Below are 24,906 nucleotides of genomic sequence, written 5' to 3' on the forward strand. Positions count from 1 at the left end.
GTGTTTATGCAATTAGAAATTATCGAACAGAGTTGGCCAATCGCTGGAGTTTTTCGAATTTCCCGTGGTAGCCGCACCGAAACAAAAGTAATTCAGGTCAAATTGACTGACGGTACAGCTGTTGGACGCGGTGAGTGTGTGCCATATGCGCGATATGATGAAACGCTTGCAAGTGTAGCTCAACAGATTGAAGATATTCGCCCGGCATTAGAAGCCGGGTTATCCCGCGAGCAACTTTCAAAAATGTTGCCCGCAGGCGCCGCTCGTAATGCTGTCGATTGCGCACTTTGGGATTTAGAGTGCAAACGTTCAGGTCAGAGTATTTGGCAGTTGTTAGATGTTCCCCCTAAAGCGTTAACTACAGCTTATACTCTCTCGCTTGATGAGCCAGAAAATATGAAACAAAAGGCGCTTGAACATAAACTGCGTCCGCTGTTCAAACTTAAACTGGCAGGAGCTGGCGACTTAGAACGAGTACAAGCGGTACGTAATGGTGCGCCGAATGCTCGTATCATCATTGATGCCAATGAAGGTTGGACCAAAGAGATCTATCAACAGTTAGTTCCAGAGCTTGTGAAACTGGGTGTTGAGATGATTGAACAACCGCTGCCACAAGCAGAAGATCACATTCTTGCTGAGCTGGAACACCCTATCGCGCTGTGTGCCGATGAATCATGTCATGACCGTAAAGATCTAGCTAATCTCAAAGGTCGCTATGAGATGATCAATATTAAGATCGACAAAACAGGTGGACTGACCGAAGCATTAGCACTAAAACAAGCCGCAGTAGAGGCCGGTTTTGGTATTATGGTCGGATGCATGGTCGGAACCTCTCTTGCGATGGCTCCAGCATTTGCTTTAGCTCAAGATGCCAAAATTGTTGACTTAGATGGCCCGCTATTGCTCGCAAAAGACCAAGGCGAAGGGTTTACTTATACGGCTCAGAGTCAAATGCAGCCAATGACGGCCGAACTCTGGGGTTGATATAAGAACAATAAAACAAAGGAAACAGATCATGTTAAACCGTATTGTTTACATTAACGGGGAATACATCAACGAACACGATGCTAAAGTGTCAATTTTTGACCGTGGCTTTTTGTTTGCAGATGCCGTTTATGAAGTAACCGCTGTAATCAACGGTAAATTAGTTGATAACGAAGGTCATATGGCTCGTTTGACTCGCTCTTGTCATGAGTTGCAGCTTACTTTACCAGTGAACGTAGATGAAATTGAGCACATTCAAAATGAGCTGATTCGTCTCAACCAGATCACCGAAGGTGGCATTTATCTGCAACTGACTCGTGGTTCTGCTGGCGATCGTGACTTTGGCTTTCCTGAAGATGCACAACCAACATTAGTGATGTTTACCCAATCTCGCTCTCTGTTGGATAGTCCAAAAGCCAAAGAAGGACTAAAAGTGATGACTATGGAAGATATCCGTTGGCACCGCCGGGATATCAAAACGACTCAACTTTTAGCATCTGCATTGGCTAAACAGACAGCTCATGATCAAGGCTTTGATGATGCATGGCTAACAGAAAACGGTTATATCACCGAAGGTAGCTCAAACAATGCTTATATCGTTACAGCTGATAATACAGTGGTCACTCGCCCGCTAAGTAACGACATTTTGCACGGAATTACGCGTGCAGCATTAATGAAACTTGCCGATGAACAACAGATTAAAGTTGAAGAACGTTTGTTCACGCCAGAAGAAGCAATGAGTGCCAAAGAGGCTTTTATTAGCTCTGCGACCACTTTTGTTTATCCTGTGGTGAAAATTAATGATAAAGTAATTGGCAATGGCAAACCTGGCCCTATGGCCCAGCGCCTGCGCGATATTTACATTGAATTAGCGATTAAACAAACTAGCTAGTTTAACTTTAGTCATGGTACCGCTCATTTGAGCGGTACCGCATAGCATGAGAAAGAATTTGGATATGTCCGTTTTATCCTCGTCAAGTATTTTCACCTCCCTACTGCAAGATGGCCCCTTTGCCGTTCAAAAATCAGCGCTTAATGGCAGCCGCTTTAGTGCCTCGACGCGACAGTGGGTCAAAAATCTTCGCAAGGATAGTAACAACATTTCTAAGTATCGTGCTTTGCGCAGCCAGCTTTTTGAATTCTTAGGGATTGAAAGCTTTAGCCAGATTGACCAGTTAATCCAATCTCAAGAGCTTAAAAAGCAACGCGCTCAGCGCGCATTTCAGCTACTAAGCAATATGTTTGGTATTGATGGGACGCCCAAAGAGATCCATGATCGGGTATATGAATACGCCAGAACCGCTGATGCCGTTATTCACTCTTTAAAAGACAAAATTCTCTCGCCTTACGCCTCATTTATTGAAACCACCAACGAAATTGAGATGGCAAATAACCCCATCGAACTGATGCTAATTATGTTCGATGACCGCTATCATAAAAAAGCACGTTTTGAAGCTCGTCGCAAAATCACCTTAATGAGCTTAGCGGCCAGTATTGACCAACGTGAACGAGAAACCGAAATTGCTACCAAATTCTCCAATTTCTTAGGGTTCTTAAATAGCTATGTGTGGAGCCCCGATTTAAAAATCGGTGAATTAGACCCAGTTTATCTGCATTCAGAACACTCAAGTGATGATTTTCGCTGCACCCATGTCGAAGTTCTAAACCCTAAACAAGCTGAATTGGTGGCGCTTAACCCGGGTGAAAAGTTAACGGTTTTAAAACGACGTCGGTTTGGCAGTAGTGGCCGACAAGTTCCTATCTATGTATCGATTCGCAAAAAGCCACCGGAAGCAAAAGTTTTAAAGCTTTTGCGCAAAAACGAAAAAAATCCAGCGGTTGCAGTGGACGATGAATTAGGATTAATGGCCGTTCTGGATAATATTGGTGATATCAAATTATTCCAACAACATCTGACTCGCAGTGCTGCTCGCGCTAACTCTCTAATGGTATTAGAAGACATTTCTGATACATTAATAGAAAGTGCTATTTATCGTGGGCATGCAGTTGGCTCGAGTTCGCAAACTTCGATGCTAAAATTCTTTGCTCGTTTGGGAGGCATGCGCGTTGAATTTATTATTCATACCAACCAAACTTGGCTCAACTATATGTATCAACAAGATGTTTCGCACAATGAATACGAAGTGAAACGGATTTTTGATTCAGGAGTGATTGAGCTGTTATTCCCCCATGATATTTTCCACTTAGATCATGTTAAAACACGCGATGAAATGATTCGATTTTTCCGGCGTCAAATCGAAAATTAACCAGCTGAAAAATCATCCATAATGCCTGTTAGCCACATAACAAGGATTGAATATGGCTTTTTCTCTGCAACCAGTGGAACTTCAGACGTTAACTAAGCAGACCATGCTGCACTGCCATGATCATCATCAGATAGTGATTGGGCTGGAAGGTTATATTGATTTTGTGATTGATGGGATTAGCAATCGAGTTTCTCGCGGCCAAGGGGTCATGGTCACTTCTGGCAAGGGGCATACGTTTCGCGGAACCGGTAAAAATCAAATCCTCGTTCTAAATTTGCCAGAACATAACTACTTTTTCTCCAAAGAAGTTCATCAACGAATACTCCCACTCTTAAGCAAACCCGGCTATTTTCAATTAGATAAAAGCGCCCAGCAGCTAATCCTGAACTTAGTCAAAGAGCTAAGCCGAAATCCAGGCGATAAGTTACTCAAACGTTCATGCGGAGATACTCTGTTATGTTTATTAGAGAAACATTTTTTACCTGTTTATCAAAGTAATGCCAGTACCGCATCACGCAGTTTTAACCTCGAACTTCTCGATCAGTATATTATTAGTCGCCTTGAAAGCCCCATCAGTGTGGCGCAATTAGCAAGTCGAGTCTTTTTGGGTGAAAGCCAATTTTATGCTCGGTTTAAACAACAAACTGGGCAAACGCCATCACGCTACGTCACCAAATTACGAGTTAAACAGGCTCAAAAGCTGCTAGAAGATACACAAATGAGTATCGAAAGAGTGACCCAAAATTGTGGGTTTTCATCTCAGAGTAGCTTTAGTCATGTGTTTCGTCGCATCACTGGCTTTTCGCCAGCACGTTATCGAAATACTCATACAAGTAGCCAATAAGTTACATAAAATGATTATTATCCGATTTTTACACAAAAAAATCGGAGGTTGGTTCAATACTTTTCCCAAAACTTAGCCTTAAAATCGCAACAATACGCTTACAAAAATAAAAGCCTCGTTGGTCAACGATGAAAGGAATGGCCTATGTTTAATGCAAAAAACACACTGGATCGCAACTATTTAACCCAATCACCTCAAGAGCTATGGGAAAATCTAGCTCTGCTTAATGACATTGATGAAGATGAATGGTTAGCCGAATTAATCACGTTGGCAAAAGAACAATATGATCAGAGCGCAGTTGCTCAATCAGCCAGCCAATTAGTCAGTGAAATTAAATCCGACAAAAAATCGATGGGCATGCTTGATGCGTTGCTGCTCGAATATAGCCTCAATACCCGCGAAGGCGTGTTGTTAATGAGCCTTTGTGAGGCTCTCATTCGGATTCCTGACCCAGTTACAGCGCAAGCACTCATTGATGACAAACTCACATCAGGCAACTGGAGTGCCCATCGGGGTAAATCAGATTCTCTTCTGGTTAACACTGCGACGTGGAGTTTGCGCCTTACCGGTCAACTGCTCAACCTTCCCCCCAGTCAGGCTGAGTCGGGAATTCGCGTGATGCTCTCGCGCTTTAGTGCCCCGACAATCCGTAGCATGATCCGAAAATCAATGAAAATTATCGGCTACCAATTTGTGCTCGGAGAAGATATTGACCAGGCATTAAAAAATGGCGAGAGCTATCGTAAAAGAGGTTATACCTACACGTTTGATATGCTTGGAGAAGCAGCACTAACAGCCGAGGATGCAAACGCCTATAAACAAGACTACCTCAACAGTATTCGCGCTGTTGGCGCAACCAAAGCACTGCCGAATAGCCCTAAACCAAGCATTTCGATTAAACTATCAGCCCTTCATCCGCGCTATGATAGTTTGCAGCAGGAGCGCGTATTAACGCAACTAGTTGCTACAGTTTTAGAGCTGGTTCGAGAAGCTCGTGAGCGAGACGTCGCCATTACCATTGATGCTGAAGAAGCGGAACGCTTAGAAATCTCGCTTAAAGTTTTTGCAAAAGTATTTCGTGACGATGCCTGCCGAGGCTGGGGCAAAATGGGGCTAGTCGTCCAAGCATACTCAAAAAGATCGCTCGCGGTTTTGGCTTGGCTTGCATCATTAGCCCATGAAGTGGGCGATGAAATTCCGACCCGTTTAGTCAAAGGCGCCTACTGGGACAGCGAAATTAAATTATATCAGCAACGGGGGCTTCAAACGTATCCCGTTTATACTCGCAAAGAAAGCACCGATGTCAGTTACTTAGCCTGTGCCAAAATGATGCTAAGTGACGCCACAAAAGGGCTAATTTATCCCCAATTTGCCAGCCACAATGCGCAAACCATCTCAGCGATTTTGCAGTTCCCTAAAACTCATCCTTTTGAGTTTCAACGCTTGCATGGTATGGGAGATATTCTTTACGATCGCATTATCAGCAAAGAGAATATCAGCGTGCGAATATACGCGCCCGTTGGTAGACATGCCGATCTATTGCCCTACTTGGTGCGCCGATTATTAGAAAATGGGGCCAATAATTCATTTGTTCATCGCCTCGTTGACCCTAAATGCAGCGTTGAAGAAATTATCGAAGATCCAATTGCTAAACTCAGTGCTCAAAGTCAATTTGCGAATCCTCGCATTGCGCTGCCTAAAGCAATTTATGGTGAACAACGAGCCAATTCTCAAGGGGTGAATCTGCATGTTGATCATCACTTTCATGCGTTTATTGCAGCTCGCGACAAATTTGCAACCAAGCAGTGGCATGCAGGTCCATTAATTAATGGCTCGCTTAAATTTATCCCTGAAAATGCCCAAAGCGTACTGTCGCCCTATGACCGGGCCCAAGAGGTTGGATTAGTCAGTTCAACATCACCAGAACAACTTAACGAAGCTTTGCACAGTGCTTTAGAAGCTTATCCGCAATGGTCTAAGCAAGACACTGCATCGCGGGCAAAATGCCTTCAAAAAGCAGCGCAGTTAATGCAAGAAAACTTTGCTGAATTTATCGCCTTATGCCAAAGAGAAGCAGGAAAAACGCTGCAAGACTCAATTGATGAAATCCGCGAAGCCATTGATTTTTGTAACTACTACGCGATGCAAGCGCAACGACGCTTAAGCAGCTCCAACGTATTTACCGACTATACCAATCAAAGCTGTGCCAGCGCATACAAAGGTCGCGGCGTATTTGCTTGCATCAGCCCGTGGAATTTTCCAATGGCAATTTTCACCGGGCAAATCGTGGCCGCATTAGTAAGCGGAAATACCGTCGTCGCGAAACCTGCTCCACAAACCACTCTGATTGCGGTTCGCACCGTTGAGATCCTTCATCAAGCAGGGATCCCAACCGATGTGCTTCATTTAGTTACAGGCGCGAGTGAAATTGGTCAAGCTCTGGTGTCAGCAGGACAAATTGCAGGCGTCGCTTTTACCGGCTCCACCCAAACAGCGCGAGCTATTAATCGCTCATTAGCACAACGAGAACAACTGCCAGTCCCACTAATAGCCGAAACAGGTGGGCAAAATGCCATGGTTGTTGATAGCAGCGCCCTACCCGAACAAGTCATCAAGGATGTTCTTCGCTCAGCATTTGTTTCAGCAGGTCAGCGCTGCAGCGCATTACGAGTATTGTGTGTCCAAGATGATATAGCAGATTTATTTATCAAACAGCTCGCTGGTGCGATGGCTGAGTTACAAGTGGGTAACCCACTTGAGCCCAATACAGATGTCGGCCCCGTGATTGATGAAAGCGCTCAAAAGCAGTTATTAGCCTACCAATCCAAACTGCGCCACGAAGCGCAAACAATCTGTGAACTTGAAGAGCCAAAAGATAGCCGAGGTATTTTCGTCGCGCCCGCAGCGTATGAAATCAGCTCACTCAATCAGCTTGAAAAAGAACAATTTGGGCCGATTTTACACGTCATACGCTACCCCGCTCATGGGCTTGAAACGCTTATCGAACAAATAAACCAACTCGGCTATGGACTCACTTTGGGCATCCATAGTCGTATCGAACATCGCTTTAAAAACATTGCCTTAAACGCTCAGGTCGGAAACTGTTACATCAACCGCGATCAGGTTGGCGCGACTGTCGGATCGCAACCTTTTGGTGGCCGAGGATTATCAGGTACCGGGCCCAAAGCCGGAGGGCCTCACTACCTTTACCGTTTTAGCAAAAACTTCACTGTCGTAGCCGACACTCACAAGGAGAGCAGCCATGGAAATGCTTAAAACATATCTCTCTGATAGCATCGCAACCAGTCATCCGCAATTAAGTGAGATAGTCGGAACCCGCATCAATAAACTGCGCCAATGGGCGCAATCGGTTCGTGAATCACAACCCAGTGATGATAGACAGTGGCAAGAATGCGTTGCCATGATTGATTATCAATGCCTTAGCGCCAAAAAATTTCTCCAAGGGATCTATCAGATGCCTGGCGTAACAGGCGAAAGTAACGAGCTATGGATTGAACCCCGCGGGCTCAGCGCGGTTATTATCGATGAAGATATGCCAGCTGCTGCGATAAGTGGCATGATTAGCGCAGCCCTATTATGCCGGAACAAAGTGAAAGTAGCCGCCCATCCGCAATTAAAACCTTATGCTGAAGGGATGCTTAAACAGCTTATGGGACGCTTTGTTGCTACGGGGGAAGTGTCAATTGTCAGTTGGGAGCAAAAAGAGCAATTGCTTAATGAACCTGAATTAAGAATAGTGGCTCTGGGGTCAAAAAATAATGAGTTAATTATTTCGCTTAATCGCCAGCTAGCTCTGCGCGATGGCATCATTGTGCCTTTGATTTGCGAAACTGACCCTTATCTGACGACCATAAATAATGCCTCATTTTGTATTAATTTTGGCGTTGAAAAAACCTGCACGATTAACACCACGGCAATTGGTGGCAACGCAAGTTTACTTGAACTTGGAGCCACGGCTGCAGTAACTAAGAACTAATTAAAACGATGCCCCACTTAAGCTGCCACTTCACAAAGATGCTAAATGATAACTGAAGTGGTGGCTTGAGATTTGAAACCCTTCTTGCAACAAAAATTTATGCGCAGCAAAGTTTTGTACATCACAGTTCATGTGCAATTGTCTGCAACCTGTTTGTTCTCCATAATGCTGCAACCAAGCAATTAATTTTTCTGCAACCCCGGTGTACTCCCATTTATGGGCAACACAGAAATCATCAAGCAAAATATATTTGCCCCAGCTCAGCTTCATCCCTTCGGTAAAACCAATGACGCCAACCAGTTCATCTTCAACCCATACGCCGATAAGCAAATAATGAAACTTCTGGCGCTGAACACTCACCTGCTTAGCCAACTCTTCATGAGAATATTCGGTATATTTATCTGCCAATAGCTCGATAGCGGCATCCATACTCTGTGAATCAATCCAGTCCACTTGCATAAACTATTCATCCTAAAAATATAAGTCGCAAAACAAGTAGTTAATTAAGTATAGATAAAGAATAATGACTATTGAGTGAAAAGAATGTGATAAATGCTTGAAAGAGAAATGAAGGTTAAAAATGGCGGTGAGAGAGGGATTCGAACCCTCGATAGGGCTATAAACCCTATACTCCCTTAGCAGGGGAGCGCCTTCAGCCTCTCGGCCATCTCACCGTTTAGAACTTAGAACTCATTGTGGCGGTGACGGAGAGATTCGAACTCTCGATACGTTGCCGTATACACACTTTCCAGGCGTGCTCCTTCAGCCACTCGGACACGTCACCACTGTTACCTTTAAAGGCGAGGCGTATGTTATGGAATCACGCCTCGTCTTTCAACTATTTTCTTTACTTTAGTGTTTGATTGGTGAGCAAATCACCAATTTGCTCACTCAGCAATCTTTGCACCTAAATGATAACCCAACTCTTGGCGCAAATATGCAGCAGCACCTTGCAAACCAGGTTGCTCAGCGGTAATGAGATAGACTGGGATTTTAGAGCAATAACGGCTAAAGCGGCCTTTTTCTTCAAAACGGTTACGAAAATCACTCGCAATAAAGTAATCGACAAAGTTACCAACCACGCCACCAGCGATATAAACGCCACCAAAAGCACCTAGTGTTAACGCCAAATTACCACCGAAGCTCCCCATCATCTGACAGAACATCGCCAATGCTTGACGGCAGACAGAATCTTCACCACTTAGGCCTTTAGCAGAAACATCAGCAGGTTGATATTGCTGAACTGGCTGTTGGTGAATATGGCAAAGCGCTTCATAGATATTTGCCAGCCCAGGCCCGGAAAGGATTCGTTCATTTGAAACTCGACCAAAACGACCTTTTAAGAAAGACAGCAATTCAACTTCAAGCTCAGAGATTGGCGAGAAATCAGCGTGTCCACCTTCACATGAGATTGGAATATACCGACCTTGATGATTGATAAGATGAGCCACCCCTAGCCCAGTTCCTGGCCCATAAACACTAATAGGTGCCATAGGATCAGCAGGACCGCCTCCAATCTGAATTTTTTGCTTATCAGTTAGGGTCGGAATGCTCATCGCATTTGCTGTGAAATCGTTGATCACATTGAAGCTTTCTAGCCCCAAATTGCGTTTTGTCTCACTTCTGGAAAAAGCCCAACTGTGGTTAGTCATTGCAATCCAGTCACCGCCAGTAGGACAAGCAATAGCGATACACGCTTCCTGCAGTTTTTCGTCCACTTCGTTCAGATAGGTACGAATTGCATCCTCAATCCCCGGAAACTCGCTGCAACGATATTTGATAATGTGACTAATTTCGCCACTTTGATAATCGACCACACCTAGACGAATATTCGTCCCGCCAACATCTGCTATTAAGCCGGCACTCGCCATGGGCTACTCCTTTTACTTTTATTGATCCTCATATTTTAGCCCGTATTGGCCTGAAGATAAAACCCACTGTTCTCTAATGTGAATAAATTTCGTTATAAAATTACGAAAGAGATGACAAAAATAGCTAAATTTAGATTTAAGTCATACTAAAATCCAATAAAAACATCTACTATTAAGTTGTTTAGTGGTAATTTTATCTTGAATGGAACCATTTAGTCGTGCATTTTGACTAACTGAAAAAATCTTACAGATAGGGTAACAACTGGATCGGTTGAGCGTAATATAAGTACTGTTCATCATGCGCTAACCTGAAGCAGGTACAAAAATTCACCAAGTTCTCCGGACACTTGCTTAAAACGACAACAACATTAGACAGAATTTTATGAATACGCTCGAAAAAATCACCAAGAATATTGACTCTTTTAGTAAATCCGAACGGAAAGTCGCTGAAGTGATTATTGCGTCTCCACAAACAGCGATTCACTCGAGCATAGCAACCTTAGCAAAAATGGCTGATGTCAGTGAGCCCACCGTCAATCGCTTTTGTAGGCGACTGGATACGAAAGGTTTTCCGGATTTTAAATTACATTTGGCACAAAGTCTGGCCAATGGCACTCCTTATGTGAACCGCCATGTAGAAGAAGATGATGGACCAGAAGCCTACACGGCAAAAATCTTTGAATCATCGATTGCCTGTTTAGAAGCGGCTAAAAATAGCTTGGATCCAAATGTCATCAATCGTGCCGTTGACCTGTTGACGCAGGCTAAACGCATTACATTTTGTGGCCTCGGAGCATCTGCTTCCGTAGCTCAAGACGCGCTAAATAAATTCTTTCGCTTCAACGTCCCTGTGTCTTGCTCTAGCGATGTTGTCATGATGCGTATGAGTTGTATCTTGAGCACAGAAGATGACGTTGTTGTACTCATTTCCCACACGGGGCGAACCAAAGAGCTAGTTGATATTGCTAAATTAGCCAGAGGTAATGGCGCGGCAGTCATTGCGATGACATCAAAGCATTCGCCGCTAGCTGAATATTGCCACTTGTTGGTTGCAATGGATGTCCCTGAAGATACTGATGTGTATATGCCAATGGCATCTCGTCTCGCGCAGATGACTTTGATTGATGTTTTGGCAACCGGGTTTACACTGCGCCGCGGTGATAGATTCCGGGAAAACCTGAAAAAAGTGAAAAAGACATTGCGTGATTCACGCATTGAACAATCATGAATCACAACTAACCACTAGTTTTGACCGTGGTTGTTTAATAAGGCCCATCCATCTTGTATGGGCCTTTCTATTATTTATTCAATCTTAAATGCCGCAATTTTATGAGCAAGCTGTTCGGCTCGTCCATCTAAATCGACCGAATGGGCTCGCGATTTAGCGGCATCAGACACAAGCTGATCCGTGACGTCTTTAATGCGAGCACTGTTACTGGTGACATCAGAGGTAACCTGCGCTTGCTCCTCAGCAGCTGTTGCTATCTGCGCATTCATATCGCTAATCACCTGTACAGCCTGATCAATCTGGTTGAGCGCTTGTGCAGCTTTTGAGGCATCTTCAACGGTATGCTGAGAATTCTCATAACTTTGCTGCATCATCGACACAGCCCTATCGGTTATCGACAACAAGGTGGTGATGGTCGATTGAATCTGTTCGGTTGAGCTTTGTGTGCGCTGCGAAAGGTTGCGAACTTCATCAGCAACTACGGCAAAGCCCCTGCCCTGTTCTCCAGCTCGAGCAGCCTCAATAGCCGCATTCAATGCCAACAAGTTTGTTTGCTCAGCAATAGTCTGAATCGCAGTCAAAATATCATTGATACTCTGAGCATGTTCATGCAACTCCCCAATTACTTTCGAAGTTTTCTCAACAGAACCTGCCAAGGTATCAATAGACTCGCGATTACTTTCAACTAATTGGCGACCTTCACCGGTTTTAATCGTCGCTTCGCCAACGGCTTCAAGTGTATGTTGAGCGTGAGATGCAATTTCAGCCGTTGCTGAGGCCATCTCTTCGACAGCGGTAGCAACAGAGGTTACATCCCTCTGCTGCTCATTTAACCGTTTCGCAGTGCCATTGGCTCGTTGTTCTGATGCTTTTGCCGCATCACTGAGCTGGCTGATATCTTCGCGCAAATCGGCAATCAGGGTCTGCATTGATGAGATAAACTGATTAAAGTTATTAGCCAACATTCCCACTTCATCGCGATTGGACACTTCAATACGCTGAGTCAAATCACCACCGCCTTGGGCAATTTTTGCCAACGCATTAGAAACCACGGTTAAGGCTTTAAGTAAATGATAGCTGTATAAATTAAACAAAATGATACAGATAATCGCAACAACTAACGCCACTGCTAGCTGCGACCAAAGAGAGTTATAAAGTGGACTTAAAATTGAGTTTTTATTAATAACAACAACCGTATATAAACGGCTGTCAGCTATCGGTGACACCATTACGTATGAACTGTTACCACCGATATCCATATTAACCATTTGATTAGACTGCGCCAGCTCATCTAGTTTAGCTTTGGTGAGTTGGCTGGCAATTGAACTGACTGGCTGATTTAGCAACTTGGTATTTTGATAAGCAAAGATATTGCCTTGTTGATTGGCAATTAATACCCAGCCTTTGCCAGGTAATTGGGCGCTTTTGAGCAAAACTAAAATTTTACTCATATTCATATCAGCCCCATACACCACCTGCTGTGAGTTCATCTGTTGAGCTAAGCCAAATGAAACTACATTTTCACCTGTTGCCGATGCAACCGATGGGTTGTCCATGTACAAAGTTTCTGGTTCTTTACTGGCATTTTTATACCAGCCCCAAATCCTTGGATCATTATTATCTGGCGCTAAGGTCACCCCTCCGGCATTTTGCTGAGAACCATCCGGATAGGCAATAAACACGTTGGAAAAACCGGCACTATCGCGAGTTTGTTTGAGTGTAGTCAGTAGATTATCGGCTGGAAGTTTAGTCGGGATTGCTTTTAATACTCGTGAGCGAGCATCAATCCAGTCTTTTACGTAGTGATTATAGTTAGTCGTTAATGATTGTAATTGTTGATTTAATATATTGGTACGTTGTGTAATTGAGCTGAAAAAAGAGACAGTCATTACTGCAAGACATCCAACAAGGATTGCAACCGTCGCTGCGACTGAAAGTTTCAGTTTCAGCGATAATCCTTTCTTATGTTCCATATTTCCCCCAATGAGCAAATTTTATATCTGCTCTCTCGTTGTATTTATAATGAGGTCCTTTTTAAACCAGATTCATTTATTTTTATGGTTTACCAACAAAGGGCTACAACACTTTATCGACAAAAAACATTTTTTTTTGAGTTTCTGATGAACTTTTTATCCTGACGGCAGTCCTATATTATGCCAAGCAATTAAACACAGTCCTTAGCCCAGCACTTCGCAGTCGCTGGGTTTTTTTTATGCTCGATGATTGTATCGCGTAATAGAAAAATTAACTGACCTACTATTGCAGACCAGTTCGTAAAACGTAAACATAGGTTTACACGCAGAGATAATTACTGACTTGCAGAGCGCATGGGAATAGTCTTTAACAAGCTGATTAAAGTCTGCCGGGATTTTTTTAAATCAACCTCAAGTGTTCCATCTGAATTGAGAGTCGCATAGCCATCCACTGCCCCCTGCCACAGAGGGTCAGCAGCCCCCCGACGATAAATTCTAAGCAGTAGAGACAAACTTTCACGACCCGTTGGACTTTGGCGATTGGCCTGATAAATACGCGCTAATGAATCCGTATTTTTTTGTAAAGGTGGGTGGTAAAGCGCCGCAGCAAAATAGAGGGTCGCAGCTGAAGGCGTGACCATAAATCCACGGTAATTTAACAGCGTATGCAACTGAGACTCAAGCCACTGGTAATGGGGTTTTAACGCAGCGTTGTTATGAGCAACCGCTTGGGTCATCTGTGGCGAAAAACGAATTAACGAGCCAATGACTAACGGATAACGTTCATCACGACTTACCATCAATGTTTGCATCGAACTGCTTGGGGAAGAAGACGCATGCAGAACTGGTGGCGATGAATGCGTAGAAACACACCCAGATAACCCACTCACACTCGCCGCAATCGCTAAAAAAGAGTAAATCGTTTTTTTAAACAGCCACATAAAATTAAATCTTAAAAAATATCAAAAGCATCATATAGCGAAAGGACTCAAACTTAAATATTTTTCAACAAAACCATCAATAAGCGGTATAACCCAAATAAGAGCTATACCGCTACACTAACAGAGCAATGACATTTAAGATGGCTGCATCTGAGCAATTTTACCGCGCCAAATCACCGGCCCTTGCTCATGAACATTATTGCCACGAGAGTCAACAGCGACCGTCACTGGCATATCTTTGACTTCAAATTCATATATGGCTTCCATACCAAGATCTTCAAAAGCCACAACTCGAGCTTTTTTAATCGCTTTGGAAACAAGATAAGCAGCGCCGCCAACAGCCATCAAGTAAACGGCTTGATACTCTCGAATCAGTTGCACCGTTTGCTCACCACGTTCGGCTTTACCAATCATGCCAAGCAGCCCAAGTTTGGCAAGCATCATCTGCGTAAATTTATCCATCCGTGTCGAGGTCGTAGGTCCTGCTGGGCCAACCGCTTCGTCTCTGACCGCATCAACAGGCCCAACGTAATAGATAAAACGCCCGTTGAAATCAACTCCATCAGGGAGTGGCTTGCCATCTGCTAACAAATCCTGAATTCGTTTATGAGCAGCGTCTCGTCCAGTTAAAATTTTACCGTTGAGCAGCAATGTGTCTCCGGCTTTCCAAGTTGCAATTTCTTCTGAATCAATATCATCTAAATTGACCAGTTTAACCTCACCTGAAGCTGTTTGCGTAATCTCTGGCCACAGGCTGAGATCTGGCGGTGTAAATTCTGCGGCCCCATGGCCATCCAGTTCAAAATGGATGTGCCGAGTAGCTGCGCAATTGGGAATCAGTGCAACAGGTTTAGATGCGGCATGAGTTGGGAAAGATTTAACTTTCACATCTAAAACCGTGGTTAATCCACCCAGCCCTTGGGCGCCAATACCAAGTTTATTGACCCGGTCATAAATTGCTAGGCGCAGTTTTTCCTCTGTGGTTTGGGCGCCACGAGCTTTGAGCTCATGAATATCGCAAGGCGCCATGAGCGACTCTTTAGCTAAAACCGCCGCTTTTTCAGCTGTCCCGCCGATACCTATCCCCAACATTCCCGGTGGACACCAGCCCGCTCCCATCGTTGGCAATACTTTCTCAACCCACTTAACGATGTCATCAGATGGATTAAGCATGGCTAGTTTGGCTTTATTTTCTGAGCCGCCGCCTTTAGCTGCAATTTCCACCAAAACTTTATCACCAGCGACTAACTCAGTGTGAACAACCGCTGGGGCATTCGTTCCAGTATTTTTACGACTCCCTGCGGGGTCATCCACCAATGATTTACGCAGCGGATTATCACTGTTGATATAAGCTTTGCTTACACCTTCGTCAATGACGCTTTGCAGCGACTCATTAAAATCGAATCGAACTTGCATCCCAACTTTGACAAAAACTGTAACAATGCCAGTATCCTGACAGATTGGCCGATGCCCCTGTGCAGACATTCGTGAGTTAATTAATATTTGCGCAATGGCATCTTTAGCCGCCGGGTTGAGCTCTTTCTCATAGGCTTCGCTCATTGCCTTAATAAAATCAGCAGGATGATAATAAGAGATAAACTGCAATGCATCTGCAACGCTATCTACCAGATCTTGTTTTTGGATGACCGTCATAGCACCGTCTCCTTTTATAAATGGGGATTTCGAATACCAGTCAATTAACCAATCGAATCATTTGACTTCACTCAGACGCCTCTTTATATATTAGCAATATCTTTAGTCTGTTGACTTTTTGTGACTAAATGATGGTCAATCTAGCATGCTTTCAATGTCGCTGATGAGGCACAAGCACCAAAACGACAAAGTGTTTACAATTGAAAACGACGAGGCAGCAGTCTAATACGAATAGCTAAAAAACAGGCAAAATGACAACATAAATAGAACAATGTGCTCACATTTATCGCTCAGCATACCGCCTCTTTATGCTATTTGGCAATATTACAACTGAGTTAACAAAATGATCTTTCAAAGAAAAATAGATTTCACCCTACAAGATTTTATATCCAACGTGGCTCATTTAAACTGGAGCCAATTATTACAGACAGGCGGCGATGGAAAGGACCGTTATAGTATCGCAGTTGCAGCGCCTATTGTTACGCTGCAAACAACCGCTCAACTAACCTCAGTACAAACTCCAAAAGGCAGTTATACCAGCTCAAAAGAGCCTTTTTTACTTTGCCAGCAATTACGTCAGCAATGGCTTGGAAATGAACAGAGTTGTGAATTGCCCTTCTGTGGCGGGCTTGTCGGAGCTTTTGGCTATGAGTTAGGTCAAGACAATCTATCAAGTGCCAAACGCGACCACCCCAATTTTCCTGATATGCTCTGCGCACTTTATGACTGGGCGCTTATCTTTGATCGTATTGATAAAACTACGACACTGGTTGTAAATACCCAAGACGATGGTGAGCTTAAACTTGAGCAGCGCCTGCAATGGCTTAATCAACAAACCCCAATGCCAATTGAGCCGTTTTCGATGAATTCAAGCTGGCATGGCAGCTTAGATAAACCAACCTATAAAACCTGCATCAATAAAATTAAAGAATATCTTAACAGTGGTGACTGTTATCAAGTGAATATGACACAACAATTCTCTTGCAGTTTTAAAGGCGATCTGCGGCATGCTTATTTGCAACTACTTTCAGCCAATCAGGTGCCATTTGCCGCCTATTTAAATTTTCCACAAGGCACTATTTTATCGCTATCGCCGGAACGGTTTATAAAATTAGACGGCCAACATATAGAAACTAAGCCTATTAAAGGCACCCGACCTCGACACGAAGACCCAATCCTAGACCAGCGATTAGCACAGGAACTGGCTCAATCAGTTAAAGATCGCGCAGAGAATGTCATGATTGTCGACCTGTTACGCAATGATATAGGCCGAGTCAGCCAACCGGGTAGTGTTCAGGTTCCCAAATTATTTGCGATTGAGAGTTTCAAAGCGGTGCATCATTTAGTGAGCACAGTCACAGCTGAGCTAATCGATAATCTAACTGGCGAAGATCTGCTTCGCGCTTGTTTTCCAGGTGGCTCAATTACCGGGGCCCCGAAAGTTCGCGCTATGCAAATCATTGATGAGCTTGAGCCCCATCGACGCAGCATCTATTGCGGTGCTATCGGTTATATTAGTCAGAATACTAAAATGGACACGAACATCGCGATTCGCACTCTCGTTGCGCATCAAAACACGCTTTATACTTGGGCAGGTGGAGGTATCGTCGCAGATTCAAACGCTGATGAAGAATATCAAGAATGTTTTGATAAACTTGCTAAAATACTTCCTGTTTTGGAGTCGTTATCCTGATGCAAAATTGGCTATCAAAGCTTATTCTCTCACCAGGTTATTCCATAGTGGATAATCGCTCACAACGAATTGCCTCGGCTGTGCTGTTGCCAGTATTTGAGCAGAATAAACACTGGCGGCTGATTTTTATTCGCCGCAGCAATACGTTACGTCACCACAAAGGACAGTTTGCATTCCCGGGTGGTCGATTTGACCCGCAAGACAATGACTTGTCAACGACCGCCCTTCGCGAAGCATATGAAGAAATTCGCCTTGAACAACATCAGGTCGAATTAATCGCCAAACTGCCCAATCAAGACGCAGGCAATCGTTTTACCATGACGCCTTATATTGGATTACTCCAAAATAAGCCTAAACTCTATCCAAACACGGCAGAGGTGACAGAAATATTCCACTTGCCACTGGAACCTTTCTTACAACCAAGGCATTATCAGCGCCTTAAAAGCTCAGATGGTCAAACCACGCGAACTATTTACTTTATTGAAGTGAATAACCGCGTTATTTGGGGTGCAACCGCTGGCGTTTTATATGGGTTGGCCTGCCGAGTAACAGGTCGAAAATCGTTATTACCGAGGTAGGTTATGATCAGTGTGTTTGATCTTTTTTCCATTGGCATTGGCCCTTCCAGTTCACATACTGTTGGCCCCATGCTAGCTGCTGAAAAATTCGCTCAGTGGCTTATCAAACAACCCCAATTTAATACTCAGACAAGTTTACACATCGAGCTTTTTGGCTCTTTAGGCGCAACAGGTCGAGGCCACGGTACGGGTAAGGCTATTATTCTCGGGCTCTTAGGCGAACTACCGCAAAGTGTTGATTGCGACAAAATAGATAGCTATCTGGAAGAAATTGAAAAAACGCAGCAACTGAAATTGGCTGGCCAACATCCGATTGTATTTCCACGACGTGGCGCGATTAGTTTTCATCGCCGAAAAAGTCATCCTGGGCACAATAATGCCATGACATTTCATGCACGCTTTAGCGATGGAAGCGTCATTGATAAGACTTACTTTTCACTTGGCGGCGGTTTTATTACAACTCTAGAAGAGTATCAGGAGCAAGAACCAATGCCCGACTCTTTTACCTCAAGCGAGCCTTACCCATTTAAAAGTGCTGAACAACTGCTAAACCATTGCGAAACGAATGGTCTTAGCATTGCCAGTATCGTTCTGGCCAATGAACAACTGCTTCATGATAAACAATCGGTGAGTCAATATTGTCAAAGGCTTTGGAACGTAATGAAGCAATGTATTGACCGGGGCATTCAAAGCGAAGGAATTTTGCCAGGTGGGTTAAAAGTAAAACGACGAGCCCCTATTTTGCATCAACAATTAGAGTCGATGGAAAAACTCTCTGGTGACCCACTCAACGTGCTTGACTGGGTGAATCTCTATGCACTGGCAGTCAGTGAAGAAAATGCCGCAGGTGGGCGCGTAGTCACAGCACCAACCAATGGGGCAGCTGGAATAATCCCAGCAACACTTGCCTATTTTGATCAATTCATCCGCCCGCTTGAGGCCAATCACTGTCAGACTTATTTCTTAACTGCCACTGCAATTGGCAGTTTATATAAGCAAAATGCCTCAATATCAGGAGCCGAAGTTGGCTGTCAGGGTGAAGTTGGCGTTGCCTCGTCAATGGCAGCAGCGGGCCTTGCAGCCATTATGGGCGCCACAGCAGAGCAAGTTGAAAACGCAGCAGAAATCGCCATCGAGCATAATTTAGGCTTAACCTGCGACCCTGTTGGTGGATTAGTTCAGGTCCCATGCATTGAACGCAACGCAATGGGCGCTATTAAAGCACTGAATGCTTGTCGATTAGCCCTTCGAGGAACAGGCATGCATGCGATTTCTTTGGATAAGGCAATTCGCACCATGTGGCAAACTGGGAAGGATATGAAGACCAAATATAAAGAAACCGCTCGGGGAGGCCTCGCGGTTAATATTATTGAATGCTAAAACTAGGATGCTGAGTGCTATTGCCAGTTAATAGACTGGCAATTCAATATCAGCAAATAACGCATCAAGCTCTTCTTGCGATTTAGTCTGCACGGCTTGATCCACAAGGTTACGCGTTAAATGCGGCGCAAACCGTTCGATAAAGTCATACATATAGCTGCGCAAGAACGTGCCTTTTCTAAAACAAATTTTAGTCGTGCTCGCACGGAAAATATGGCTTGCATCGATGGCAACGAGATCTTTATCCTGTTCTGGGTCAATCGCCATACTGGCTAATACACCAATCCCAATTCCCACCCGCACATAGGTCTTAATCACATCGGCATCGGTTGCGGTAAAGACAATTTTAGGTTTCAAACCAGCGTCATTAAATGCGTGATCTAATTCAGATTTACCCGTAAATCCAAAGATATAAGTTACCAATGAATAGCGAGCGACATCCTCGATGGTGACTAACTCACCACGCAGATGTTTTTTAGCAAGCGGATGTTCGGCTTTAACTAAAATACTACGATTCCAGTGGTAGCACGGCAAGGTAATTAAATCAGAGAAGATATACATCGCTTCCGTTGCGATAGCAAAATCAGCCGTTCCCTTTGCCACAGCATCGGCAATTTGCGATGGTGTGCCTTGATGCATATTCAGTAATACATTTGGATAACGCTGAATAAATCCGCGGATGGCCTCAGGCAACGCATAACGCGCTTGAGTATGAGTCGTTGAAATGTTCAACGTGCCCTGATCAGGATGAGTATGCTGGCTTGCAACTGCTTTAATGCTTTCAACTTTTGCCAGAATTTCTGAGCTGATACGAATGATCTCATTACCGGCCGAAGTCACCCGTGTTAAATGTTTACCACTACGTTCAAAAATCTGAATTCCCAACTCGTCTTCTAATGTACGGATCTGTTTACTAATTCCAGGTTGAGAAGTGTACAAACTCTCAGCCGTTGCCGAGACATTCAGATCATGGTTTAACACTTCGACGATGTATCGTAATTGTTGTAATTTCATGGGCTATTTCAACTTGTGGTCAAATGAACCGCCGCACTGGCTCGCCTTTTTGCTTACAGGTGCAACTATTTTAACGATTAACTTTACGCTCTTAGCAATGCCCGTTAAGCTTGCTTAAGTTAACTATGATTTTAAAGGCTTCTAAAGTGTATTGCACTGATTCTCTCGATCTTTCCGCAGTTATGGCAACTGCGCTTCACGATATAAAGAATGCATTAACTTTATTCAACCAGTCCATTGAAGCAATAGCAAATAGAACTTATACAAACGAATCAGAAAGACAACAAGAGTTAACGCACCTAAGAGAGCAGTCAGAACAAATGAGCATCATGCTCACACAAACGCTGGCAATGTACAAAAACCAAGGCAATAAACTTGCGATTAATATTGAAGAAGTTTTTATTCGCGATTTGCTTGATGACGTAGAAGCTCGTTTTCACTGGTTAACTAAGCGCCGAGACATCACCGTTGATATTATTTGTGACGAAGATTTACTCTGGTATTGTGACAACCAGTTAATATCTTATACTCTCAATGATATACTCAGTAACGCTCTTCGTTTTGTGAAAAAAAATATTCAAATCATTGCTAAAGCGGCCGATAACCAATTAGAGATAAGTATTCTCGATGATGGGGTTGGTTTTAGCAGTGATATAATAGAATCAATCAAGAATACGCCACAAAAACCTTGGGAAAGTAGCAAAGAACATAGCGGGTTAGGTTTATTTTTTGCCCAGTTGACAGCGCAAGCACATCATAAAGCGGATCGCCACGGCGAAATTACTTTAACAAATGGTGGTGCATTAGGCGGCGGTATATTTACCTTGCACCTGCCTTAAAATTACAGAGGAAGTTGGCTAGCTTTTATGATTTTCACATTGGTGTTAGTTGCAATTGGCGTTCTGTTATTTCTGGTGATCGGATATAACATCGTTTTGCAATATAAGCAAAAACAACAAGCTGACCAACGCATTGCGATATCTCGGCAAAAAGTGATTATTAGCGAAAGCGAAGATTTGTTACTCAACTCCGCTCGCTTACCTTATTCAAAAGAGATCATGGTCGTATTACACAAGCGGATCATGCACGCTTTAGAAGAGATAAAAAAAATCGACCCAGAAGTTAAAGGATTAAACGAGAGGATTAGCGCCAGTCAAAACCAATTGGCACAACTACAAAATCGCGGTATTGAGAGCCCTGCTCAACTGCGAATGCCTGACAGTGATGCTGAAGCGTTGCAAATGCTTAAAGTCATTAAGCGCTTGCGTGGTGTGATTCGCTCAGAACATGCACGAGGCCGAATTGCAACCCCTATCTTTGTCTCTGAAGATCGTCGTTTAGAGCTGATGACATTAAAAGTAAACATTGAAAATACCATTAAAAGAGCGGTTGAATCACAGGCGATTCGCCAATGGGGTACCGCTCGACAATTATTAAATAAAGCCATTTCAATTGTCAGCAATTTAAGTGATCGAGACGAATATTTAGAACAGCGGCTAGCGTACATGCATCAAATGAATGATGAAATGAGCGATAAACTCAAAAAAGTTCAAACCAAGCAAAAAGAAGAGAAAGCCAAAGAGCTCAAAGAAAAAGACGAACTGGATATGCTGTTTCAACCGAAGAAAAAGTGGTAACCGTTATTGGTTTATAACTCGCTTTTTATCGCTATTATTTATTCATAAAAAAGGTCAAAGATTCATGCTTTGACCTTTTTTAGCTCAACTGCATTTAAGGGCTGTTTATCACTTTAAAGAATTGCTTCAAGAGCCTGTTGAATATTATCTCTACCAGCTAATAGATCAAAACTGTGAGCATAAAAGCGTTTATCGCCAAGCACAGTACAAATAACGGCAGCAACATCAGCTCTGGCAATAGAACCCTCCTGACAGATATCAGAAGCAACCAGCACCTTGCCACTAGCAGGTTCATTACTTAATCGTCCCGGGCGGACAATCGTATAATTAAGTCCACTACGAATCAGTTCTTTGTCAGCATAGTGCTTTGCTACATAGTAAGCTTTTAGCGCTTCGTTCCAACGTTCACGCCGATGTGCGCCAATGGCACTGACCATGACAAAGTGTTCTATACCGGCTTGGGTGGAAGCTTCCATGGCTTTGACTGCCCCATCAAGATCAATCAGCAAAGTTTGATCCGCTCCTGTTTTAGCACCAGAGCCAGCAGTAAAAATCACGCTGTCGTGACCTTGCATAATTTTTGTCAGGTGTTCGACAGAATCACTAAGGGATGCCCGCACAGCTGCGATACCCCGTTCTTCTAATTGCTGAAATTGATCATTGCTGCGAACCATTGCCGTACAATGATGGCCAGACAAAGGCAGTTGGCTGATTAACTGTCGACCAATTTGGCCATTGGCCCCAATCACTAAAGGTCGCATGCTCACCTCCTAAAAACTAGATGAATGGTCCCTGATAAAATCAAACTAACAGAGTTGTTCTACTAACATGGGGACGAATAAAATAATTACCAGAGTGAGTCTATTCATATTTCTGACATTTAAACCCACTACACTAGCGATGGTATTAGTAATTGATGTAGTACTTAAATGAATTTAATAACCAAGCGGCTTATTTTACGAAAACCCAATATTAATGACCTCTGTGATTTTTATCGGATATATGCAGACCCAGCCACGAATGTTTTTAATCCCAAAGGTCCTATTGCTGATATTAATATTGCACACGACACTTTACAGCAATGGATTAACCAGTGGGAGCAACAAGGCTATGGAATGTGGGCAATTAGCTCGCTCGAAGCTCAATTTAATATAGTGGGATTTGGCGGCTTTACTCAAAGGCAGTTTGCTGGCCAACATATTCTCAATTTAGGCTATCGATTTGCAATACAAGCTTGGGGAAAAGGCTATGCAACTGAAGCCACAAAAGCAATGTTGCAAATGGGGTTTGAACAATGTCAGCTAAAATTAATTAATGCAACCGTGCGCATTAACCACCATGCATCCCAAAAGGTTCTACAAAAAGCCGGTTTTGTTTACGACAAAACCGTTCGGGATGAACCGCATGTCCTGCCCGCTCACGTTTACCAGTACAGCCTCAAAAAGTGGCAAATCGAGCACTTAACTCATTATTCCACCCATAAAGAGCATCTCACTTTAACATCACTTCGGTAGGATATTTGGCGGTTGAGACCGCCAGAGCAATTAATCGATGGGCAGTTCTACTGACTCATTTCGAGTCGTTTCTTGAGGTCGTTTACTGCGGCAAGTAAACACATAGGCAGGCGGTAAATTAGCCCAACTGCGTTCGATAAAAGTAATATCAAACCAAGCAGTAATTGTTTTAATCTTCATCAAACTATATTGGAATAAAATAAACCGACCATCGGCTGCCAAAGCTTTATTAACCGTTGCTAAAATATTAGTCGAAACTTGTGCTGGCAAACTTGAAAAAGGAATACCAGAAACGATGTAATCGATATGTTCAATCCCATACTTCATCTTATACAGATTTATCTTCTCACCTGAATCATGAATAATCTGCACATTATCAAGGTGTCCATATTTGTCATTGAGCTGGCGAACAAACTCCTCGTTGGTCTCAATCAAAATAATCTGGCAATGATCAGAACGACGTTTGATTAATAACTCCGTGAAAACCCCTGTACCTGGGCCAATTTCGACAATACAACGCGCGCTAGTAAAATCAATCTGTTTAACCATTTTGCGAGCAAGAAAGCGAGAGCTGGGAGCAATTGCGCCAACTGTACGTGGAGTTAAGAGAAATTGACGGGCGAAAAGAAGTTTAGACTGGATAAAATCAAATTGAAAAAGAGCGCTCATCGGCGCAGTCAAACGCCGAAATAAAGATTGATTCTCGGGCATTACTCCCCCATAAAAATGAATAAAATGCACATGACTAGCCAGCTTAAAAGCTTATTTAAATCAGGCCAATGCAGGAAAACCCCTATAAACTCTCCGGCATTGAAGTTCATCATCCATAAAAACATTAGACGTTTCAAGGCCAAAAAGTTCCCTTAAACAGACACAATTATGTGATGTCGATGGTTTTCTTACTCGGAGCGACGGCTTGCTGACCAACGTTATTGGCCGTCATCTTGATGAAAATCGGCAGCAGAGCACAACGATGCTTGGTGAAAAACCATTTGCCAGTTTTCACCATTCCAACGCCATAAACTGGTACGGCGCGTGTATTTAATTGGCCGTTCGGGCAGTTTAATCATGCATTGATAGATCAGTTGATGGGTATCGTGTGAAATCTGGCGATGTTCAAGTGCATGGATATCAACTTCCCAATGATCACCGTACACATCGGCTGACATGGTTTGGGCTCGTTCTAAACGCTCGCCTTTAGCTGTAATCTCAACAAAATCATCCGCTAAAAGCGCACTAAATTGCTCCATACAATGCCTAATAGCAGGACTTAATAATATTTTTTCCAAACTAATGAGTTGTTCACCAACATTCATAATCTCTCTCCTTTAC

General features: G+C 43.5%; 22 protein-coding genes and 2 tRNA genes. 13 read left to right on the forward strand and 11 right to left on the reverse strand.

The annotated features are described in order from the left end of the window. The first annotated feature begins 6 nt into the window (after positions 1-6). The 6 genes from dgcA (at position 7) to ABTQ23_RS06830 (ending at position 8,092) form a co-directional block, all read left to right on the forward strand. Positions 7-984 carry an N-acetyl-D-Glu racemase DgcA gene (gene dgcA / locus ABTQ23_RS06805; RefSeq protein ID WP_408614917.1) on the forward strand — a complete coding sequence of 326 codons (978 nt, stop codon included), beginning with the start codon at positions 7-9 and terminating at the stop codon, positions 982-984. A 31-nt stretch (positions 985-1,015) separates the two neighbouring features. Continuing rightward, entirely contained in the window at positions 1,016-1,876 is an 861-nt protein-coding gene (locus ABTQ23_RS06810; protein WP_408614918.1) for a D-amino-acid transaminase, read from the forward strand. Between the two features lie 64 nt (positions 1,877-1,940). Further along, positions 1,941-3,251: a hypothetical protein gene (locus ABTQ23_RS06815; protein WP_408614919.1), complete on the forward strand. Its 1,311-nt coding sequence runs from the start codon at positions 1,941-1,943 to the stop codon at positions 3,249-3,251. Between the two features lie 52 nt (positions 3,252-3,303). Then, positions 3,304-4,095 carry an AraC family transcriptional regulator gene (locus tag ABTQ23_RS06820; protein WP_408614920.1) on the forward strand — a complete coding sequence of 264 codons (792 nt, stop codon included), beginning with the start codon at positions 3,304-3,306 and terminating at the stop codon, positions 4,093-4,095. Between the two features lie 144 nt (positions 4,096-4,239). Next, positions 4,240-7,371 (forward strand): bifunctional proline dehydrogenase/L-glutamate gamma-semialdehyde dehydrogenase PutA, encoded by a 3,132-nt coding sequence (putA, locus tag ABTQ23_RS06825; RefSeq protein WP_408614921.1) that lies wholly within the window; start codon positions 4,240-4,242, stop codon positions 7,369-7,371. Beyond that, positions 7,358-8,092, forward strand: coding sequence for a hypothetical protein (locus ABTQ23_RS06830; protein ID WP_408614922.1), 735 nt, complete (start codon positions 7,358-7,360; stop codon positions 8,090-8,092). The genes putA and ABTQ23_RS06830 overlap by 14 nt, the downstream gene beginning before the upstream one ends. A 30-nt stretch (positions 8,093-8,122) precedes the next feature. Here the strand turns inward: ABTQ23_RS06830 and ABTQ23_RS06835 are convergent, their stop codons facing one another. The 4 genes from ABTQ23_RS06835 to ABTQ23_RS06850 form a co-directional block, all read right to left on the reverse strand. Further along, a complete protein-coding gene (locus tag ABTQ23_RS06835) occupies positions 8,123-8,551 on the reverse strand; it encodes a GNAT family N-acetyltransferase (protein ID WP_408614923.1) in 429 nt (142 codons plus the stop codon). 122 nt (positions 8,552-8,673) lie between these two features. Next, a tRNA-Ser gene (locus tag ABTQ23_RS06840) sits at positions 8,674-8,766 on the reverse strand. A 22-nt stretch (positions 8,767-8,788) separates the two neighbouring features. Continuing rightward, positions 8,789-8,876: transfer RNA gene (locus ABTQ23_RS06845), tRNA-Ser, on the reverse strand. A gap of 103 nt (positions 8,877-8,979) precedes the next feature. Beyond that, a complete protein-coding gene (locus ABTQ23_RS06850; protein ID WP_408614924.1) occupies positions 8,980-9,963 on the reverse strand; it encodes a glucokinase in 984 nt (327 codons plus the stop codon). 382 nt (positions 9,964-10,345) lie between these two features. On the opposite strand from ABTQ23_RS06850, the gene ABTQ23_RS06855 reads away from it, so the two are divergent. Further along, entirely contained in the window at positions 10,346-11,191 is an 846-nt protein-coding gene (locus tag ABTQ23_RS06855) for a MurR/RpiR family transcriptional regulator (protein WP_408614926.1), read from the forward strand. Between the two features lie 74 nt (positions 11,192-11,265). Here ABTQ23_RS06855 and ABTQ23_RS06860 read toward each other — a convergent pair whose 3' ends face one another. From ABTQ23_RS06860 to ABTQ23_RS06870, 3 genes are all read right to left on the reverse strand, one after another. Further along, positions 11,266-13,164 carry a methyl-accepting chemotaxis protein gene (locus ABTQ23_RS06860; protein WP_408614928.1) on the reverse strand — a complete coding sequence of 633 codons (1,899 nt, stop codon included), beginning with the start codon at positions 13,162-13,164 and terminating at the stop codon, positions 11,266-11,268. A gap of 335 nt (positions 13,165-13,499) precedes the next feature. Further along, positions 13,500-14,105: a hypothetical protein gene (locus tag ABTQ23_RS06865; RefSeq protein WP_408614929.1), complete on the reverse strand. Its 606-nt coding sequence runs from the start codon at positions 14,103-14,105 to the stop codon at positions 13,500-13,502. Positions 14,106-14,240: 135 nt separating this feature from the next. Then, entirely contained in the window at positions 14,241-15,758 is a 1,518-nt protein-coding gene (locus ABTQ23_RS06870; RefSeq protein WP_408614931.1) for a fumarate hydratase, read from the reverse strand. Between the two features lie 343 nt (positions 15,759-16,101). Here ABTQ23_RS06870 and pabB point away from each other — a divergent pair, with 343 nt between their 5' ends. The 3 genes from pabB to ABTQ23_RS06885 are packed head-to-tail and all read left to right on the forward strand — an operon-like array spanning position 16,102 to position 19,409. Beyond that, the gene (pabB, locus tag ABTQ23_RS06875) at positions 16,102-17,451 is read left to right on the forward strand and encodes an aminodeoxychorismate synthase component I (protein ID WP_408614933.1); all 1,350 of its coding nucleotides are present in this window, start codon (positions 16,102-16,104) and stop codon (positions 17,449-17,451) included. After that, positions 17,451-18,029 carry a CoA pyrophosphatase gene (locus ABTQ23_RS06880; RefSeq protein ID WP_408614934.1) on the forward strand — a complete coding sequence of 193 codons (579 nt, stop codon included), beginning with the start codon at positions 17,451-17,453 and terminating at the stop codon, positions 18,027-18,029. Before pabB ends, ABTQ23_RS06880 begins: the two co-directional genes overlap by 1 nt. Before the next feature lie 3 nt (positions 18,030-18,032). Continuing rightward, complete coding sequence (locus ABTQ23_RS06885) at positions 18,033-19,409, forward strand: L-serine ammonia-lyase (RefSeq protein WP_408614935.1); 1,377 nt, start codon at positions 18,033-18,035, stop codon at positions 19,407-19,409. 27 nt (positions 19,410-19,436) lie between these two features. On the opposite strand, the gene cysB is transcribed toward ABTQ23_RS06885, so the two are convergent. Further along, a complete protein-coding gene (gene cysB / locus ABTQ23_RS06890; RefSeq protein ID WP_408614936.1) occupies positions 19,437-20,423 on the reverse strand; it encodes an HTH-type transcriptional regulator CysB in 987 nt (328 codons plus the stop codon). A 146-nt stretch (positions 20,424-20,569) separates the two neighbouring features. On the opposite strand from cysB, the gene ABTQ23_RS06895 reads away from it, so the two are divergent. Together ABTQ23_RS06895 and ABTQ23_RS06900 are read left to right on the forward strand one after the other, a co-directional pair. Continuing rightward, entirely contained in the window at positions 20,570-21,262 is a 693-nt protein-coding gene (locus ABTQ23_RS06895; protein ID WP_408614937.1) for a sensor histidine kinase, read from the forward strand. A gap of 27 nt (positions 21,263-21,289) precedes the next feature. Continuing rightward, the gene (locus ABTQ23_RS06900; RefSeq protein WP_408614938.1) at positions 21,290-22,060 is read left to right on the forward strand and encodes a DNA repair protein; all 771 of its coding nucleotides are present in this window, start codon (positions 21,290-21,292) and stop codon (positions 22,058-22,060) included. 113 nt (positions 22,061-22,173) lie between these two features. Here the strand turns inward: ABTQ23_RS06900 and ABTQ23_RS06905 are convergent, their stop codons facing one another. Further along, positions 22,174-22,821, reverse strand: coding sequence for an SDR family oxidoreductase (locus ABTQ23_RS06905; protein WP_408614939.1), 648 nt, complete (start codon positions 22,819-22,821; stop codon positions 22,174-22,176). A gap of 168 nt (positions 22,822-22,989) precedes the next feature. Here ABTQ23_RS06905 and ABTQ23_RS06910 point away from each other — a divergent pair, with 168 nt between their 5' ends. After that, complete coding sequence (locus tag ABTQ23_RS06910; protein WP_408614940.1) at positions 22,990-23,574, forward strand: GNAT family N-acetyltransferase; 585 nt, start codon at positions 22,990-22,992, stop codon at positions 23,572-23,574. A gap of 30 nt (positions 23,575-23,604) precedes the next feature. Here the strand turns inward: ABTQ23_RS06910 and ABTQ23_RS06915 are convergent, their stop codons facing one another. Both ABTQ23_RS06915 and ABTQ23_RS06920 read right to left on the reverse strand, forming a co-directional pair. Further along, positions 23,605-24,285: a class I SAM-dependent methyltransferase gene (locus ABTQ23_RS06915; RefSeq protein ID WP_408614941.1), complete on the reverse strand. Its 681-nt coding sequence runs from the start codon at positions 24,283-24,285 to the stop codon at positions 23,605-23,607. A gap of 218 nt (positions 24,286-24,503) precedes the next feature. Next, positions 24,504-24,890 carry a nuclear transport factor 2 family protein gene (locus ABTQ23_RS06920; RefSeq protein ID WP_408614942.1) on the reverse strand — a complete coding sequence of 129 codons (387 nt, stop codon included), beginning with the start codon at positions 24,888-24,890 and terminating at the stop codon, positions 24,504-24,506. Between the last annotated feature and the right edge of the window lie 16 nt (positions 24,891-24,906).

Origin of the sequence: Celerinatantimonas sediminis, assembly GCF_046054195.1 — a bacterium.
GTDB lineage: Bacteria > Pseudomonadota > Gammaproteobacteria > Enterobacterales > Celerinatantimonadaceae > Celerinatantimonas.

Coding starts and splice junctions, on each gene's coding strand:
- dgcA (WP_408614917.1), top strand. CDS start 7: ATGCAATTAGAAATTATCGAACAGAGTTGGCCAATCGCTGGAGTTTTT.
- pabB (WP_408614933.1), top strand. CDS start 16,102: ATGATCTTTCAAAGAAAAATAGATTTCACCCTACAAGATTTTATATCC.
- ABTQ23_RS06850 (WP_408614924.1), bottom strand. CDS start 9,963: ATGGCGAGTGCCGGCTTAATAGCAGATGTTGGCGGGACGAATATTCGT.
- ABTQ23_RS06910 (WP_408614940.1), top strand. CDS start 22,990: ATGAATTTAATAACCAAGCGGCTTATTTTACGAAAACCCAATATTAAT.
- ABTQ23_RS06855 (WP_408614926.1), top strand. CDS start 10,346: ATGAATACGCTCGAAAAAATCACCAAGAATATTGACTCTTTTAGTAAA.
- cysB (WP_408614936.1), bottom strand. CDS start 20,423: ATGAAATTACAACAATTACGATACATCGTCGAAGTGTTAAACCATGAT.
- ABTQ23_RS06905 (WP_408614939.1), bottom strand. CDS start 22,821: ATGCGACCTTTAGTGATTGGGGCCAATGGCCAAATTGGTCGACAGTTA.
- putA (WP_408614921.1), top strand. CDS start 4,240: ATGTTTAATGCAAAAAACACACTGGATCGCAACTATTTAACCCAATCA.
- ABTQ23_RS06900 (WP_408614938.1), top strand. CDS start 21,290: ATGATTTTCACATTGGTGTTAGTTGCAATTGGCGTTCTGTTATTTCTG.
- ABTQ23_RS06865 (WP_408614929.1), bottom strand. CDS start 14,105: ATGTGGCTGTTTAAAAAAACGATTTACTCTTTTTTAGCGATTGCGGCG.
- ABTQ23_RS06870 (WP_408614931.1), bottom strand. CDS start 15,758: ATGACGGTCATCCAAAAACAAGATCTGGTAGATAGCGTTGCAGATGCA.
- ABTQ23_RS06830 (WP_408614922.1), top strand. CDS start 7,358: ATGGAAATGCTTAAAACATATCTCTCTGATAGCATCGCAACCAGTCAT.
- ABTQ23_RS06835 (WP_408614923.1), bottom strand. CDS start 8,551: ATGCAAGTGGACTGGATTGATTCACAGAGTATGGATGCCGCTATCGAG.
- ABTQ23_RS06920 (WP_408614942.1), bottom strand. CDS start 24,890: ATGAATGTTGGTGAACAACTCATTAGTTTGGAAAAAATATTATTAAGT.
- ABTQ23_RS06860 (WP_408614928.1), bottom strand. CDS start 13,164: ATGGAACATAAGAAAGGATTATCGCTGAAACTGAAACTTTCAGTCGCA.
- ABTQ23_RS06885 (WP_408614935.1), top strand. CDS start 18,033: ATGATCAGTGTGTTTGATCTTTTTTCCATTGGCATTGGCCCTTCCAGT.
- ABTQ23_RS06810 (WP_408614918.1), top strand. CDS start 1,016: ATGTTAAACCGTATTGTTTACATTAACGGGGAATACATCAACGAACAC.
- ABTQ23_RS06815 (WP_408614919.1), top strand. CDS start 1,941: ATGTCCGTTTTATCCTCGTCAAGTATTTTCACCTCCCTACTGCAAGAT.
- ABTQ23_RS06915 (WP_408614941.1), bottom strand. CDS start 24,285: ATGCCCGAGAATCAATCTTTATTTCGGCGTTTGACTGCGCCGATGAGC.
- ABTQ23_RS06880 (WP_408614934.1), top strand. CDS start 17,451: ATGCAAAATTGGCTATCAAAGCTTATTCTCTCACCAGGTTATTCCATA.
- ABTQ23_RS06820 (WP_408614920.1), top strand. CDS start 3,304: ATGGCTTTTTCTCTGCAACCAGTGGAACTTCAGACGTTAACTAAGCAG.